Here is a 14,158-nt window from a genome sequence, read left to right as displayed (position 1 = left end):
AGGACGACGACGGACGAGGGCTGCGGACGCAGCTTTCGTCCGGCGCCGCTCCGGGAAGAAGGGGGACACCTTGAGCACGGACGCAGACATGGAGACCAGGCAGGCGCTGCACATCGCGGACAGCCACGACCTGATCCGGGTGCAGGGAGCGCGGGAGAACAACCTCAAGGACGTCAGCCTGGAGCTCCCCAAGCGGCGCCTCACCGCCTTCACGGGCGTATCCGGTTCCGGCAAGAGTTCGCTGGTGTTCGCCACCATCGCCGCCGAGTCGCAGCGGATGATCAACGAAACCTACAGCGCCTTCGTGCAGGGGTTCATGCCCAGCCTGGCCCGGCCCGATGTGGACCGGCTGGAAGGGCTGACCACCGCCATCATCGTGGACCAAGAGCGGATGGGCGCCAACCCGCGCTCCACCGTCGGCACCGCCACCGATGCCAACGCCATGCTGCGGATCCTGTTCAGCCGCCTGGGCAGGCCCTACGTGGGACCGCCCACCGCTTTCTCCTTCAACGTTCCCACCCGCAAGGCCAGCGGCATCATGAGCACCGAAAAGGGTGGCAGGGTGGAGAAAAACGTGGTCCGCCAGGTGACCTACCTGGGCGGCATGTGCCCGCGCTGCGAGGGCATGGGGAACGTCAGCGACATCGACCGGACGGCGCTGTACGACGACTCCAAATCCCTGAACGAAGGCGCGCTCACCGTGCCCGGCTACTCGATGGACGGCTGGTACGGCCGCCTGTTCGAGGGCATGGGCCTGCCCATGGACAAACCGATCGCCAAGTTCACGGCGAAGCAGCTGGACACGATGCTGTACGCCGAACCCACCAAGATCAAGGTGGAAGGCGTCAACCTCACCTTCGAAGGCGTCATCCCCAAGATCCAGAAGTCCATGCTCTCCAAGGACGTGGAGGCCATGCAGCCGCACGTGAAGCGGTTCGTGGAGCGCGCCGTCACGTTCGCCACCTGCCCGGATTGCGGCGGAACCAGGCTCACCCCGGAGGTCCTCAACTCGAAAATCAACGGCAAGAACATCGCTGACCTGTGCACCATGCAGATCAGTGACCTGGCGCAGTGGATCCGCGAGCTGGAGGAGCCCTCCGTCCGGCCGTTGCTGGCGGGGCTGCGGGACCTGCTGGATTCCTTCACCGAGATCGGCCTCGGCTACCTCTCCCTGGACCGCCCGGCGGGCACCCTCTCCGGCGGCGAGGCGCAGCGGACCAAGATGATTCGCCACCTGGGGTCCTCCCTGACCGATGTCACCTACGTTTTCGACGAGCCGAGCATCGGCCTGCACCCGCACGACATCGAGCGGATGAACACGCTCCTGCTGCAGCTGCGGGACAAAGGCAACACCGTCCTGGTGGTGGAGCACAAACCGGAGATGATCGCCATCGCCGACCACGTCGTCGACCTCGGTCCCAAGGCCGGCACCGGCGGCGGCGAGATCATGTACGAGGGCGATGTGGACGGCCTGCGTTCCAGCGGCACCATCACCGGCCGGCACCTGGACGACCGCGCCCGCGTCAAGGACTCCGTCCGGAAGGCCACCGGCGCTCTCGAGGTCCGGGGCGCCTCGACGAACAACCTGCAGGACGTCGACGTCGATGTGCCGCTCGGTGTGCTCTGCGTGGTGACGGGCGTGGCCGGTTCCGGAAAGAGCTCCCTGATCCACGGCTCTCTGGCCAAGCGCGAGGGCGTTATCGTCATCGACCAAGGGGCCATCAAGGGTTCGCGGCGCAGCAACCCGGCCACCTACACGGGGCTGCTGGAGCCCATCCGGAAGGCCTTCGCCAAGGCCAACGGCGTGAAGCCTGCGCTCTTCAGCTCAAATTCCGAGGGCGCCTGCCCCACCTGCAACGGCGCCGGCGTGATCTTCACCGAACTGGGCGTCATGGCCACGGTGGAGTCCACCTGCGAGGACTGTGAGGGGCGACGCTTCCAGCCCGCCGTCCTCGAATACACCCTCGGCGGCCGGAACATTGCGGACGTCCTGGACATGTCCGTGGAGGCGGCACTGGCGTACTTTGCCGAGGGCGAGGCGAAAACGCCGGCCGCGCACAAGGTCCTGGAACGCCTGGCGGACGTGGGCCTGGGCTACATTTCACTGGGCCAGCCGCTGACCACACTGTCCGGCGGCGAGCGCCAGCGGCTCAAACTGGCCACCCAGATGGCAGAGGCCGGCGATGTCTACATCCTGGACGAGCCCACCGTGGGCCTGCACCTGGCCGACGTGGAACAGCTGCTGGGCCTGCTGGACCGGCTGGTGGACTCCGGGAAGTCCGTGATCGTCATCGAGCACCACCAGGCGGTGATGGCGCACGCGGACTGGATCATCGACATCGGCCCCGGCGCAGGGCACGACGGCGGCCGCATCGTTTTCGAGGGCACCCCGGCTGAGCTGGTGGCCGGGCGGGCCACGCTCACCGGCCAGCACCTGGCAACGTACGTGGGCGCCTAAAGCCGCCCCAGGAAGGCGACGGTGGCGGCGGCGATCTGCTGCTGGGCGGCCTGGCGGCTGACGCCCGGTTCGCCGTCGCCCGGCTGTTCGCCGTAATCGCCGAAGAAGGCGTGCACTCCCCCGCGGACGGCCGCAAACTCGGTGTCGGCGGGCAGCAGCTGGCGGGAGGACTCGATTTTGGCCGGGGTGCTGAGTCCATCGCTGCTGCCGGAGACAGACAGGACTGACAGGCCGGTCCGGCCGTGCAGCGATTCCACGGGGTAGGAGGCGTACAGGACCAATCCGCTGACGTCACTGTTGTTCAGCGCGAACGATGACGCGGACACCCCGCCCAGGGAGTGGCCGCCCACCGCCCATGTGGTGATGTCCGGGTTGTCCTCGATGGCGCCGCGGGCCTGGTTGCCATCCAGCAGGCTGAGCCCCAGGGGTTCCTTCAGGATGACCACCCGGCACCCGGCTCCCACCACGGGTGCCAGGATGTCCTGGTAGGCCCGGGCATCCACGCGTGCGCCGGGGTAGAAGACCAATCCTTTGGTGGTTGTGCTTCCCTCGGGTGACATGGTGATGGCGGTGGCGGTGGCGGTTTCGGTGACGGTGAGGTCCGACGCGGGGCCTGCCTCCGCCGTCGCCCCCGCCTGGTAGGCGAAGGGGTTGAGCCAGGCAAGCCCGGCAGCGAGCGCCAGAACGGCCAACCGGCCCAGCCAGGCGCCAACAAGCCTGAGCCGGGACCGGGGACGGGGAACGTCCCGGCGGAGCCAGAGCAGCACTGCCCACGCCAGGCCCCCGGCGAGGGCAGCGAGCAGGATTCCCGGCAGGAGCGGAGGCCCGGCCAAGACGGCGGGATTGCCGGCCAGCATCCACAACCCAACGCCTGCAAGGGCGGCGGCGCAGACCGCTGATACCCAGAAGAGGGCCGTCCGTTTCCTGGGCGGCGCACTGGTTCGGGGGCCGGGTGAGGTGTCCATGGTTCCTGATCCTTCCACCGGACGGCGGGATTTCAATGCCCGGCCTGCCCTACGCTGGGCCTATGCCCGAAAAGTTCCGGTACGACGTCGAGATCCTGCACCTGCTGGTCTCCCCCGCGCACGCCTACTTCGGCCGTGCCCGGGACGGTGCCGCCGACGTTCCCACCACTGATGCCGAACAGGCTGAGGTGGTGGCCGGCAAGGGGATCCTAGGCGACCGGTTCTTCGGGAAGGCCGCACACATGGACGCGGCGGTGACCCTGTTCGCCGTCGAATCCCTCGAAGCCATCGCCGCCGAGCTGGCCGCCCCGCCGTTCGATCCCCTGCTGACCCGCCGGAACGTGGTGCTGCGCGGGGCCCAGCTGGCGCCGCTGCTGGGGCAGGACTTCACACTCGAGTCCGGAGGGTCTTCGGTTTCGCTGCATGGCGGACGGCACGCCCAGCCCTGCGCGTGGATGAACGAAATGCTGGCACCCGGTGCACATCCTGCCATGCGCGGCCGTGGTGGCATCCGCTGCCGTGCTGTCTCCAGCGGGTTCCTGCACCGCGGCCCCGCCGTGCTGGTCAGCCCGGTGCTTTTGGATCCGGCTCAGGCCGGGGAAGCGAGCGTCCTCCGGCCGTCGCGGCTGCCGTAGCGGGCCCCGCCCTGGCCTCCCCGGCAAAGGCGTACGACGGCGTCACGCACGGCACGCTTTCGGCCCACCTGGGGCGGGGAAGCCCCGGAAACCCGGGACCCGCCGTCGTCCGCTGCCTTAAAGGGTGCCCCGCGTGACGCTCCCGCGCCTCCGTGTCACACGATGGCGGTGGCGTTGGCCGGGGAGCCGGTGCCGCCGGTGATGTTCAGCGGCTTGATGCTGATGAACGCGTCCCACCTGCCCGTGCTGCGCATGTGCCGGGCCAGCGGGCCGAGCCGCCACAGCTCACCCAGCGGCATGCCGAGCTTGGCCAGGAGCTGTTGGTGGATCATGCCGTGGTCGTTGAACGCGGACTCCCGGTAGGGGCTGTCCGGGACGGCGGGGAGGCATTCGAAGGCAAAGTTGTCTGCGGCGACCACGGCAAACCGGCTGTCCCATGCCCAGGCCACGAACTCCTGCGACTGCGCCACGCCCGTTGCCTTCCGGCTCTCACGAAGCCGCTGCTTCTCCTCCGGCGCCAGCGCGAGGAACCATTCGCACCACCCGGTGTGGAGCATGAGGATGTCGCCGGGACGCGTGGCCAGGGACTGGGACTCCAGGGCCGCGTGGACCAGGTCCAGGCCCAGGGGTTCCCCGGCTGCGTGGTCGATGGGCTCCCCCATGCCGTTCCGGAAGCCGTCGAGGTCCACCAGAATGCCCCGGCCGGCGATGGGGTGTTCGGCCCATTCCTGGATCCCCAGCTCTGGGGTGCCCTCGGCGACCCGGTGGTCCGGGACGCCGTTGTAGAACCCAACGTCGTCGGCGCGGCGGTGCCGGAGCCCGTCAATCTGCGTCGACCCCTGGAGGTAATACCCGTCAAGGTAGTCATCGCGGTGCGCGGGATGGGACGAGTAGATGGTGTGCCGGGGTGCGCCGCGTTTGAGCGACATGCCGGGATCAAAAGCGTCGGCGGGATAGTCCAGGCCGAACACGGCGCCGGTCCGGATGCTGTTCCTGGCTTCCAGGACGGCCGCAGGCGTGATGAAGGACGGTGTTCCCCTTTCCGGTTCCGGGAAGAGGCCCCAGGATGTTCCCGCCAGGTTGCCCTCCCTGGCCAGGAGCTCGGCGAAGGTGGGAAACGTTCCGGGTGCGGTCATCGGGTGGTGGCTTCCTGCTGCTGTTCGGCCTGTTTCCGGGGGCGCTGGTAGCTGAGCAGGAACCCGGCCACGGCGCAGACCGACGCGGCAATGCAAACCGGCGGCTTGACGTAGGTGTTGAAGAACTCGAGCCAGGCGTTTTGCCCGGCCACAAGGCCCGCGGCCTGTCCGGCAACGAACAGGACGCCGCCGATGAGGAGGACACCGAGCGTGAGGGTGAAGACGCTTTGGATGAACCGTCGGGGTGTTTTCATGGTGGTTCCTTAGATGGGCAGGATGCCGAGGGTGATCAGCACGCCGATGACCAGCAGGGGCAGCGCATAGTGGGTGAGCAGGCGGGCGAAGGTCTTGAGGGGGTTGACGTCCGCGATGCCGCAGGCCACATAGAGCGGTGCGCCACCGGGCGGAACCGCGGCCTCGCAGGAGGAGAAAATGAGCACGGCGACGGCGGCTGTGGTGGCCGGGACACCGGCGGCGACAAGGGCGGCGACGCCGACCGTTCCCACGGCGGCCATGGTGGCAGTGGCGGACAGCGGGGCTGCGACGGCGATGACGATCAGCCCGATCAGGATAGCGAGCAGCCAGAGGGGAAGGTTCAGCCCGTTCAGCAGGGCGGTCATTTGCTTGGGCAGGCCGGTGGCGGCGAGCGCGTTGGCGCCGGCGAAGGCGAAGAGCACCGTGACGCCGACGATTCCGAACCGCGGGGCCGAGCCTTGCAGCAGGTTTCCCCAGTCCCGGCCGGTGCGGGGCAGCCGCTTCCTGCCCAGCAGGGCACCGGTGATGAGGAGGACCACCGGGATCCAGACGATGACGCTGACCGATTTGCTGACGTCGCCGCCGGTCCAGTCCGAGAGCGCCGACGTAAGGAACCCCGAGGTGATGACCAGCGGGATGGCGACGACGACGAACAGCAGGAGCGTGGCCCATCCCTGGCCGAACGCGGCCCGGACGGACAGCCGGTGGGCAGGGTCCAGCGGTGCCATTCCGCTTTTCCTGATCAACAGCCAGGTGACGATGAGCCGGTGCAGGAAGCACCAGAGGCCGCCGAAGAGCAGGGGAAGGACCAGTGCGTTGATGTTCAACAGGGGCCCTACCGTGGCAGAGCCGACCAGGACGAACATGGAGGCGCTGAACGGGAAGGTGATGCCCATCCCGGCGTTGCCTGCCACAAGGGTGGCCGCCGCGGGCTTGTCCAGGCGGGACTTCTCCATCCAGGGGATGGTGACCGACCCCACCGTCGCGGCGATCGCGGCCTGGTTGTGGACCACGCCACCCAGGCCTGCGGACGCCACCGTTGAGACCCAGGCGGGACCGCCCTTCACGCCTCCGATCAGGGAGTTGAGCAGGTCGATCAGCCGGTCCAGGACGCCGCCTTTGTCCAGCAGGTAGCCCATGAATACGAAGGCCATGGTGGCGTAGACGATTTCATCTGTCGCAGCCGAGTACAGCGCCGACCAGCCAATTTGCGCCGCGGCCGCGCCGGTGAACGGGAGGATCACCAGGAACCCCATGATCATCGCCTCCCCCACGCTGCGCTTGATCAAAGTGGTCCAAAGCAGGATGACGGCCAGATAGGCGCCGAGTGCCCAGATGCCGATCATGCTGCTGCTCCTGACGTCGGAATGCCGGTTGTTGTGGAAATCATGTGTTGCCTGTTCCTGATTGTGCCCGACCGGGCGGTCAGCGCAAGGCCGGTTCCGTGTCCTGGGCCATCCGGGCAAGGGCGGCGGCGGAGGCGGTGGTCATCTCTGCAGGGACGCCGAGGTCCGAGAGGTAGCTGGCGGTGTCCTGCATCTCCCTGGACCGGCGCACGGCATGTTTGGCGGTGCCGGTGAGGAACCTGTCGATAACGGCCTGGCCGTCGCCGGCAAGCTGCCCGGCAATCTGGGCGCGGATCCAGTCCTCGAGCCCTGCCGCCTTGCCGGCTGTGACGGCCTCGACCACCACGGAGGCCAGGCCCTTCATCAGGACGCTGCGCAGCAGCTTGTGCGCCATGGCCGCACCAGCGCCGCCGTCGGCGATTTCCACCTGGACGCCCAGGGGTTCCAGCAGGGCGGCGACGGCCGGGGCGCCGGGACCACTGACCATCAGGGGCGTCTTCTCCCCCAGCGCTGAGACCGGGCCAAGGATGGCGACGTCGGCGAAGGCGGCCTGGGTGGGCAGCTGCCCGAGTTCCTGCATGACGCCGGGCGATGAGGAGGTGAAGTCCGCATAGACGCTGCCGGCGGCCAGGACCGGCAGGCACTCCTGGGCAACACTGCGGGCAGCTGCGGCTCCGGTCATCACCAGGACGATATCCGCCCCTTCACAGGCTGCTGCAGCGGTGGCGGCGCGGATGACGCCGGCGGGGGTGGACGGTGCCACGGGGTCGAACCCGGTGACCGCGTGGCCGGCAGCGGTAAGTGCTGCGGCGTAGGTGGCGCCGGCTTCGCCGAGGCCAATGACGGTGCATGCTGTCATGGAATTGGTGTCTTTCTTGCTTGGAAAGGTGCGGCGGCTAAGAGCGTGCCGCAATGATCGTTTGCCGGCGATTGGTTTCGTCCGCGAAGACGGCCTCCGCTGCTTCGGCGACGGCGGTTGCCTGTTCGCGGGGAACCACCACCACGCCGTCGGAGTCGCCGACGATGATGTCGCCTGGCAGGACAGGAACACCGCCGAAGGCAATGGCGGTGCCCATCCGGAACGGACCGTCCTTGTAGGGACCTGCCGGCGAAGTAGCCCGGGCAAAGACCGGCATGCCGATCTCACCCAGCGCCTCGGCGTCGCGCGCTGCTCCGTCCAGCGCAAAGCCGGCGACGCCGAGATTGATGGCACGCTCCCCTATCAGCTCGCCCAGCAGGGCGCGGGACTCATCGCCGCCGCCGGCAACGACAATGACGTCCCCGGGCCGCACCTGCTGGAGGGCTGCGTGGATTCCCTTGTTGTCGCCGGGCCGGGTCCACACCGGGAAGGCCGGACCGGCGAGTTTTGCACCGGGCCAGACGGCCTGGATGGCCGAGTCGGCCACGCCGAGCCGGTCCATGGCGTCGCCGATGTTGGCGGCGGGCAGCTTGGCGAGGCGGTCCACCACGTCGCGGTCCGGCCGGGCGAAGTCAGCGTCAACAGTGTCAAGGGCTGGGGTTGTCATAGGAGTTCTTTCGGTGGGTGGGGCGGGTGGATCAGTCTTTTTTCTGGACCAGCGGGAGGACCTTCTTGAAGTCGCCTTCCTGGCCTGCCCACATCTGTTCGTAGTCCTTGGCTGTGAGGTAGCTGGTCTGCAGGCCGAGGTCCTTCATCTTCTGCACCACGGCCGGGTCTTCGATGGCCTTCTCGAGGGCGGCTTCGAGCTTCTTGGCAACGTCATCGGGGAGTCCGGCCGGTGCGGAGTACCCACGGGCGGTGCCCGCTTCGACGTCGTATCCCGATTCCTTGAAGGTGGGCACGTCAGGCAGCGCCGGAGAGCGTTCGGCGCTCATGACACCCAGGACCCGTGCCTTGCCCTGCTTGTTCAGGTCGTTCACGTCGCTGACGTTGGCCACCAGGACGTCCACGTGCTTGCCGAGGAACGCGGTGGTTGCCTGCGATGCCCCTTCGGAGAAGTGGACGGGGGCAAACTCGGAGCCAGTGACCTGCTGGATCTGGGCCAGGGCGAAGTGCTCGCCCGTCTGGATGCCGGTGGTGCTGGCGGTCATGGACTTGGGGTTGGCCTTCTCGGCGTCCAGGAGTTCCTTCAGCGTCTTGTAGGGGCTGTCCGGCTGCACGGCGATGACTGCGGGGTCGAAGACCTGCCGGCCCAACGGCTTGAAGCTGTCCCGGGTGTACTTTGCGCCGCGGGCCGGATCGAGCGGCGAGACGACGACGGACGGTGAGCCGGTGGCGCCGATGGTGTAGCCGTCCGGCTTGGCGCTGGTCAGCGCGGTGTAGCCGATCTGGCCGCCGGCACCGGGCTTGTTGACCACCTCTACGTTGGTACCGAGTTCCTTCTCCAGCACGGGCTGGATCAGCCGGGCGGCCGTGTCCACGGCCCCGCCGGAGGAGAACGCGACAATCAGGTCGATGGACTTGCCCTTCTTGGGAAAGTCGTTGGCACCGGCGGCCGAGTTGGAGGCTCCGGCGTTGGCGCCGCAGCCGGTAAGGGCGATCAGCGACGCCGCTGCGAGGGCAGCAATGATTTTCTTGCGTGACATGGGTCTTCTCCTTTGAAGTGATGCGGATGGAGCGGGGATGGGTGGTGCTTGTTGGGGAGTCTTAGGCCTCGGGGTCCTCGGTGAGGGCCTTGGGCTTGCGGAATTTCAGCAGCGGGCTGCACAGGATCAGCACCCCGATACCGATGAGTACGGCGGAAATGGGCCGGCTGGTGAAAACGGTGAAGTCGCCCTGGGAGATCTCCAGCGATTCGCGCAGCGAGCGCTCCATCAGGGGGCCCAGCACCAGGGTGAGGACCATCGGGGCCAGCGGAATGTCGAGATTCCGCAGGGCCAGGCCCAGGAGTCCGAAGCCGATCATGACGTAGACGTCGAAGACGCTGAAGTTGATGGTGTAGGCGCCGATCACCATGAACAGCAGGATCACGGCGGTCAGGATTGGGGTGGGAACGCGCAGGATGGAGGTCCACAGTCCCACCAGCGGAACATTGAGCAGCAGCAGGATGACGTTTCCGATGAAGAGGCTTGCGATGATCGCCCAGGCAATGTCCGAGTGCTCGGTAAAGAGGCTGGGTCCCGGTGTGAGCCCCTGCTGGAGGAAGGCCCCCATCAGCACGGCGATGGTGGGTGATGCCGGGATGCCCAGGGTGAACAGCGGAATGAGTGCTGCGTTGGCGTGGGCGTTGTTGGCGGTTTCCGGGCCGGCAACACCTTCCACCGCGCCCTTGCCGAGTTCGTGGCGGAAGCGGGAGAACTTCTTTTCGGCCGCGTAGGACAGCAGGGAGGACACCGATCCGGTCATGCCGGGGATCAGGCCAAGGCCGAAACCGACGCCGGTGCCCCGCGCCATCGACGGTGCGCTCCGCCGCCACTCCGTCCGTGAGGGGAACAGTTGCCGGAATCCGGGGGCGTGGACCACCGGGGTGGGCTCGTTCCGCCGGAAGGAGAGGATCTCTGAGAGCCCGAAGACACCCACGATGACGGCTACGAAGCTCACGCCGTCCAGGAGGTTGTCGATGCCAAAGGTGAAACGTGGGGCGCCAGCTACGGGGTCGATGCCCACCATGGAGATCAGCAGGCCCAGCGCGCCGGAGATCACGGCCTTGACCAGGGATTTTCCGGCCAGGGCCACCAGCAGCGAGATGCCCACCACCATGAGCGCGAAGAACTCGGGCGGACCGACCAGAAGCCCCATCTCCCCGAGCGGCTTGGCCGCTGCCACCAGGCCTATGGTGGCGATGGTGCCGCCGATGAAGGACCCGACGGCGGCCAGCGTCAGCGCTGCCCCCGCCCGGCCGATCTTGGTCATGGCGTAGCCGTCGATGGTGGTGATCGCGGACGACGCTTCACCGGGCGTGTTCAGCAGGACGCTGGTGATGGTGCCGCCGTACTGGGTGCCGTAGAAAATGGCACAGAGCATGATGATCGACCCCGCGGGGTCCAGGTTGAGCGTGATCGGGATCAGGAGGGCCACGCCGGCTACCGGTCCTACCCCCGGCAGGACACCGATGATGGTGCCCAGCAGGCAGCCGAGGAAGGCAAAAATCAGGTTCTGCCAGGTCATGGCGGTGGCGAAACCGCCCAGGAGTTCGTTAATGGTCTCCATGGCTAGAATCCGATCAGGTTCAGCGGAGCAAGCGACGAGACCGGGAGTGCCACGTTCAGGCCGTTATTGAAGGCATAGAACGCACCAACACTGCCCAGCAGGGCAATCACCAGCGAGGACACCCATGTCCGGCGGCCCCGGATTTTCAGGTGGTAGAGCAGGAACAGGAACATGCTCAACTGGAAACCCAGCAGGTCCATCACGGATGCCAGGATGACCAGGCTGACGGCCACGGAGATGACGACACCCCTGTCCACACCTTCGCCTTTGGCACTCGGACTGCGAAGTTCCTGGACCAGCCAGACGGCCGACATCGCCACCAGCACCGCCCCCATCGCAAAGGGAAACAGTCCGGCGCCCGGGCCCAGGGACGTCCAGAGCCCCAGGGTGCTTGAGCTGACCAGGACATAGATGCCGACGGCGGCGAATGCGCCGATGCCCGCCAGCACACCGGGAGCGATCCGTATGGTGCTCCCTGCTGTCGTCGTGACTGACTCCGTTGTCATGAATTTCCTTTTCACTGCGCGTCATTGCGTTTCATAGAATGAAACTATATTGCGTACTGAGAAATAGTGACAGGAGACACAGGTACTGTCAAGCGCAAAAAACTTACATAGAATGAAAAAATGGCGACGACGACTCCCCCCACGGCCGGACCGGCAGAAGCGGGCCCCAAGTCCTCGAACATGCGTTCCCTGTCACGGGCCATGGAGGTTTTCGCCGAACTGCAGCGCGCGGAGCGGCCGCAGCGGCTGAGTGACCTGGCACGGAACTGCGGCATGAGCCTGCCCACCACGCTGCGGATCCTGCGGGTGCTGCAGGATTTCGGCATGGTGAGCCAAAAGGACAAGTCCTACCGGATCGGCCCGGCCGTGCTCCCGGCGGCGAAGAGTTTTCTGGAGAACGATCCCCTGGCGGTCGCGGGGCGACCGGTTCTGCAGCAGCTCGCGACCCAGACCGGAATGTCTGTTTCCCTGCACACCCGGCTGGGGTTTGAGCGCATCCTCGTGGCGCGCGTCCAGGGCGAAGCGCCCATGCAGTATGACCTGCCGCTGGGTAAACGCCTGCCGCTGACCCGCGGCGCTGCGGGAAAGATCCTGATCGCGGGCGCCACTGACGCTGAACTCGAACAGGTGGTAGCTGCCGCAATTGCCTCCGGCCACGAGGAGCAAGGATTCACGGTCAAGGAACTTCGGTCACGGTTACCCGAGCCCGGCTGTGACTACGCCTATTCTGCGAATGAGCGCGTGATTGGCGTGCTCTCCGTAGGGGTGGCCCTAACCAACCGGGAGGGCCGCGCCAACGAGTCAATGGCCTTGAACTGTCCGGCGGAGGCGACAACCGAAGAAAAGATCAAAGCCAACGTCCCCGAGCTCCGCCGCGCCGCCAGCCGGCTCTCCGAACTGCTCGAGGGTTCGGTCTACTAACAGGACCCGAGGTGTCAGAGGTACGACGGCGCCACACACCGCACGCTTTCGGCCCGCCTGGGGCGGGGAAGCCCCGGAAACCCGGGATGCCGCCGCCGTACGCGGACTGAAAGCGTGCTTCGCGCCACGGTTACCGGCTGGCGTAGTAGGCCGCCGCCATGTCCTGCTTGGCGCGGCCCTGCTCCGATACTCGGTCCAGCCGGGCGGCGAAAGCTTCGGCGCCGTCGAGCTTCACGCCCTGCTCAGCCACTGCGTCCACGATGAGGTGGGCATCCTTGCACGCGGTGTCCACGGCGAAGGAGGCAGGCTCCAGCCCGTCGTCAGTGATGAGGCCCATCTTGGTCCGCAGGTAGGGAAGGTCCAGGCCGCCGCCGTCGATCACGCCGAGGAACTGCTGCGGATCGACGCCCAGGGCCTCGGCGAGCGCCACCACTTCCCCGGCGGCGTTGGAGGCGGCGATGACCCAGCTGTTGACCACGAGCTTGAGGCGGGCCGCCGATCCCTGCGAGGGGTCTTCACCGGTCCAGATGGTGCGGGCGCCGATGGCGTCAAGGACCGGTGCCACGCGCTGGCGCACAGCCTCGGGCGCGGCGGCGAGCACCAGCAGCTGCCCGGCTTCGGCAGGAGCCCGGGTACCGGAGACGGGCGCCTCCACCAGGTCCAGGCCAAGCTCGGCGGCCAGGTCCGCCAGGACGGGTACATCGCGCACGCCCACGGTGGTGGACTGGACCCAGGCCGTACCGGGCTTAAAGCCCGGGGCCGCGGAGCGAATGACCTGCTCCACCGCGGCGGCGTCATACAGCATGGTCAGCACCACATCGGCCGACTCCACGGCCTCTGCGGGGTTGGCGGCGCTGTGTGCCCCGTCCGCGGCCAGCGGTTCGGTTTTCGCCGCATCCCGGTTCCACACTGAGACATCATGACCGGCGCGCAGGAGGTTCCGGGCCATGGCCGCCCCCATGATTCCGGTCCCCAGCACAGCCACTTTCAGTTTCGTATCCATTGAGTCATCCTCCTGGTCCAGGTTTGGCGTTCCCTACCAACTCAACGTCTCCAGGATTCAGGGACTTATGCAACCCGGGTTCCTGTGGATTGTCGGTGCCCCCACCTAGACTCGTACCCATGAGCGACAGCAACCAGGAAACCATCGGCAGCCCGGAACCGGAACCCAACGCAGGCCTCAACAGGGACCCGGAAGACTGGGTAACCGGAGACGAACCCATGACGGCCGCACAGCGCAGCTACCTCGACACACTGGCACGCGAGGCCGGGGAGGAACTGCCCGCGGATCTGAGCAAGGCGGAGGCGTCAAAGCACATCGACCGGCTGCAGCAGCACAGCAACCGCGTGGCCGGCGACGGCGACAACGGGGCCGGCAGCTAGGCACCCCGGGCAGCAATACGCAGACGACGCCGGCAGCACAGGACGGCGCCAAAAGCACCTAGGCGAATAGCGGCTGCCGGGGGCTACCGCAGGTTGGCTCGCGAAAGCCTGCCGACAAGAAGCCCTACCAGGCCTGGCACTCGCGGGTGAGGCCGAAGGGAACGGCGTCGCTGAGGTCCACAGTGAACCTGTCCACGCCGTGGCGGGTCACCAGGATGCCGTGGCGCTTGCCGTTCAGTGCGTGGGCCTTTGCGGCTGCGACGGCGGCGTCGAGTTCGCGGTCCATGCTCTGGCGGTCGGACACGGTGAGGGTCAGGGGGAAGTTCATGGCGATGCCTTTAATGTCAGTCGGGGGTGGGTGGAAATGCGCCGCCCAGCGCTCCCCCTGGCTGCATAGGCGGTTGGCGCCGCAGCGCCTCGAACC

Annotated in this window: 15 protein-coding genes; 4 read left to right on the top strand and 11 right to left on the bottom strand. The window is 67.2% G+C overall.

What is annotated here, in order from left to right:
- Positions 1 to 88: 88 nt before the first annotated feature.
- Positions 89 to 2,458 carry an ATP-binding cassette domain-containing protein gene (locus tag ACIGJD_RS00505; RefSeq protein ID WP_483689556.1) on the top strand — a complete coding sequence of 790 codons (2,370 nt, stop codon included), beginning with the start codon at positions 89 to 91 and terminating at the stop codon, positions 2,456 to 2,458.
- Here the strand turns inward: ACIGJD_RS00505 and ACIGJD_RS00500 are convergent.
- Positions 2,455 to 3,423, bottom strand: coding sequence for an alpha/beta hydrolase (locus tag ACIGJD_RS00500; protein WP_483687813.1), 969 nt, complete (start codon positions 3,421 to 3,423; stop codon positions 2,455 to 2,457). The genes ACIGJD_RS00505 and ACIGJD_RS00500 overlap by 4 nt on opposite strands.
- Before the next feature lie 62 nt (positions 3,424 to 3,485).
- On the opposite strand from ACIGJD_RS00500, the gene ACIGJD_RS00495 reads away from it, so the two are divergent.
- On the top strand, positions 3,486 to 4,058 hold the full coding sequence (locus ACIGJD_RS00495; RefSeq protein ID WP_483687812.1) for an MOSC domain-containing protein: 573 nt from the start codon (positions 3,486 to 3,488) through the stop codon (positions 4,056 to 4,058).
- Between the two features lie 155 nt (positions 4,059 to 4,213).
- Here the strand turns inward: ACIGJD_RS00495 and ACIGJD_RS00490 are convergent, their stop codons facing one another.
- The 8 genes from ACIGJD_RS00490 to ACIGJD_RS00455 all read right to left on the bottom strand — a co-directional run bounded on the left by ACIGJD_RS00490 (position 4,214) and on the right by ACIGJD_RS00455 (position 11,430).
- Positions 4,214 to 5,194 (bottom strand): cyclase family protein, encoded by a 981-nt coding sequence (locus ACIGJD_RS00490; RefSeq protein WP_483687811.1) that lies wholly within the window; start codon positions 5,192 to 5,194, stop codon positions 4,214 to 4,216.
- Positions 5,191 to 5,448, bottom strand: a complete 258-nt coding sequence (locus tag ACIGJD_RS00485) for a hypothetical protein (protein WP_387561842.1) — start codon at positions 5,446 to 5,448, stop codon at positions 5,191 to 5,193. The genes ACIGJD_RS00490 and ACIGJD_RS00485 overlap by 4 nt, the downstream gene beginning before the upstream one ends.
- 9 nt (positions 5,449 to 5,457) lie before the next feature.
- Entirely contained in the window at positions 5,458 to 6,795 is a 1,338-nt protein-coding gene (locus ACIGJD_RS00480) for a TRAP transporter large permease subunit (RefSeq protein WP_483687810.1), read from the bottom strand.
- Between the two features lie 79 nt (positions 6,796 to 6,874).
- Positions 6,875 to 7,654: a DUF1932 domain-containing protein gene (locus ACIGJD_RS00475; RefSeq protein ID WP_483687809.1), complete on the bottom strand. Its 780-nt coding sequence runs from the start codon at positions 7,652 to 7,654 to the stop codon at positions 6,875 to 6,877.
- Between the two features lie 37 nt (positions 7,655 to 7,691).
- On the bottom strand, positions 7,692 to 8,321 hold the full coding sequence (locus tag ACIGJD_RS00470) for an RraA family protein (protein WP_483687808.1): 630 nt from the start codon (positions 8,319 to 8,321) through the stop codon (positions 7,692 to 7,694).
- 31 nt (positions 8,322 to 8,352) lie between these two features.
- A complete protein-coding gene (locus ACIGJD_RS00465) occupies positions 8,353 to 9,360 on the bottom strand; it encodes a tripartite tricarboxylate transporter substrate binding protein (protein ID WP_286400746.1) in 1,008 nt (335 codons plus the stop codon).
- A gap of 61 nt (positions 9,361 to 9,421) precedes the next feature.
- Positions 9,422 to 10,924 (bottom strand): tripartite tricarboxylate transporter permease, encoded by a 1,503-nt coding sequence (locus tag ACIGJD_RS00460; RefSeq protein ID WP_286400744.1) that lies wholly within the window; start codon positions 10,922 to 10,924, stop codon positions 9,422 to 9,424.
- Positions 10,925 to 10,926: 2 nt separating this feature from the next.
- The gene (locus tag ACIGJD_RS00455) at positions 10,927 to 11,430 is read right to left on the bottom strand and encodes a tripartite tricarboxylate transporter TctB family protein (RefSeq protein ID WP_483687807.1); all 504 of its coding nucleotides are present in this window, start codon (positions 11,428 to 11,430) and stop codon (positions 10,927 to 10,929) included.
- Positions 11,431 to 11,550: 120 nt separating this feature from the next.
- On the opposite strand from ACIGJD_RS00455, the gene ACIGJD_RS00450 reads away from it, so the two are divergent.
- A complete protein-coding gene (locus tag ACIGJD_RS00450; RefSeq protein WP_483687806.1) occupies positions 11,551 to 12,351 on the top strand; it encodes an IclR family transcriptional regulator in 801 nt (266 codons plus the stop codon).
- Between the two features lie 130 nt (positions 12,352 to 12,481).
- On the opposite strand, the gene ACIGJD_RS00445 is transcribed toward ACIGJD_RS00450, so the two are convergent.
- Positions 12,482 to 13,354 carry an NAD(P)-dependent oxidoreductase gene (locus ACIGJD_RS00445; protein WP_483687805.1) on the bottom strand — a complete coding sequence of 291 codons (873 nt, stop codon included), beginning with the start codon at positions 13,352 to 13,354 and terminating at the stop codon, positions 12,482 to 12,484.
- Between the two features lie 119 nt (positions 13,355 to 13,473).
- Between ACIGJD_RS00445 and ACIGJD_RS00440 the strand changes: the two genes are divergently transcribed.
- Positions 13,474 to 13,734, top strand: coding sequence for a DUF3072 domain-containing protein (locus tag ACIGJD_RS00440; RefSeq protein WP_483687804.1), 261 nt, complete (start codon positions 13,474 to 13,476; stop codon positions 13,732 to 13,734).
- Positions 13,735 to 13,858: 124 nt separating this feature from the next.
- Here the strand turns inward: ACIGJD_RS00440 and ACIGJD_RS00435 are convergent, their stop codons facing one another.
- Entirely contained in the window at positions 13,859 to 14,062 is a 204-nt protein-coding gene (locus ACIGJD_RS00435; protein WP_142131859.1) for a hypothetical protein, read from the bottom strand.
- Positions 14,063 to 14,158 lie beyond the last annotated feature (96 nt).

This window comes from Arthrobacter sp. E1SS-5, assembly GCF_057073715.1.
The sequence above is the reverse complement of the archived record's forward strand: the minus strand, read 5'-3'. Positions and strand labels throughout refer to the sequence as shown.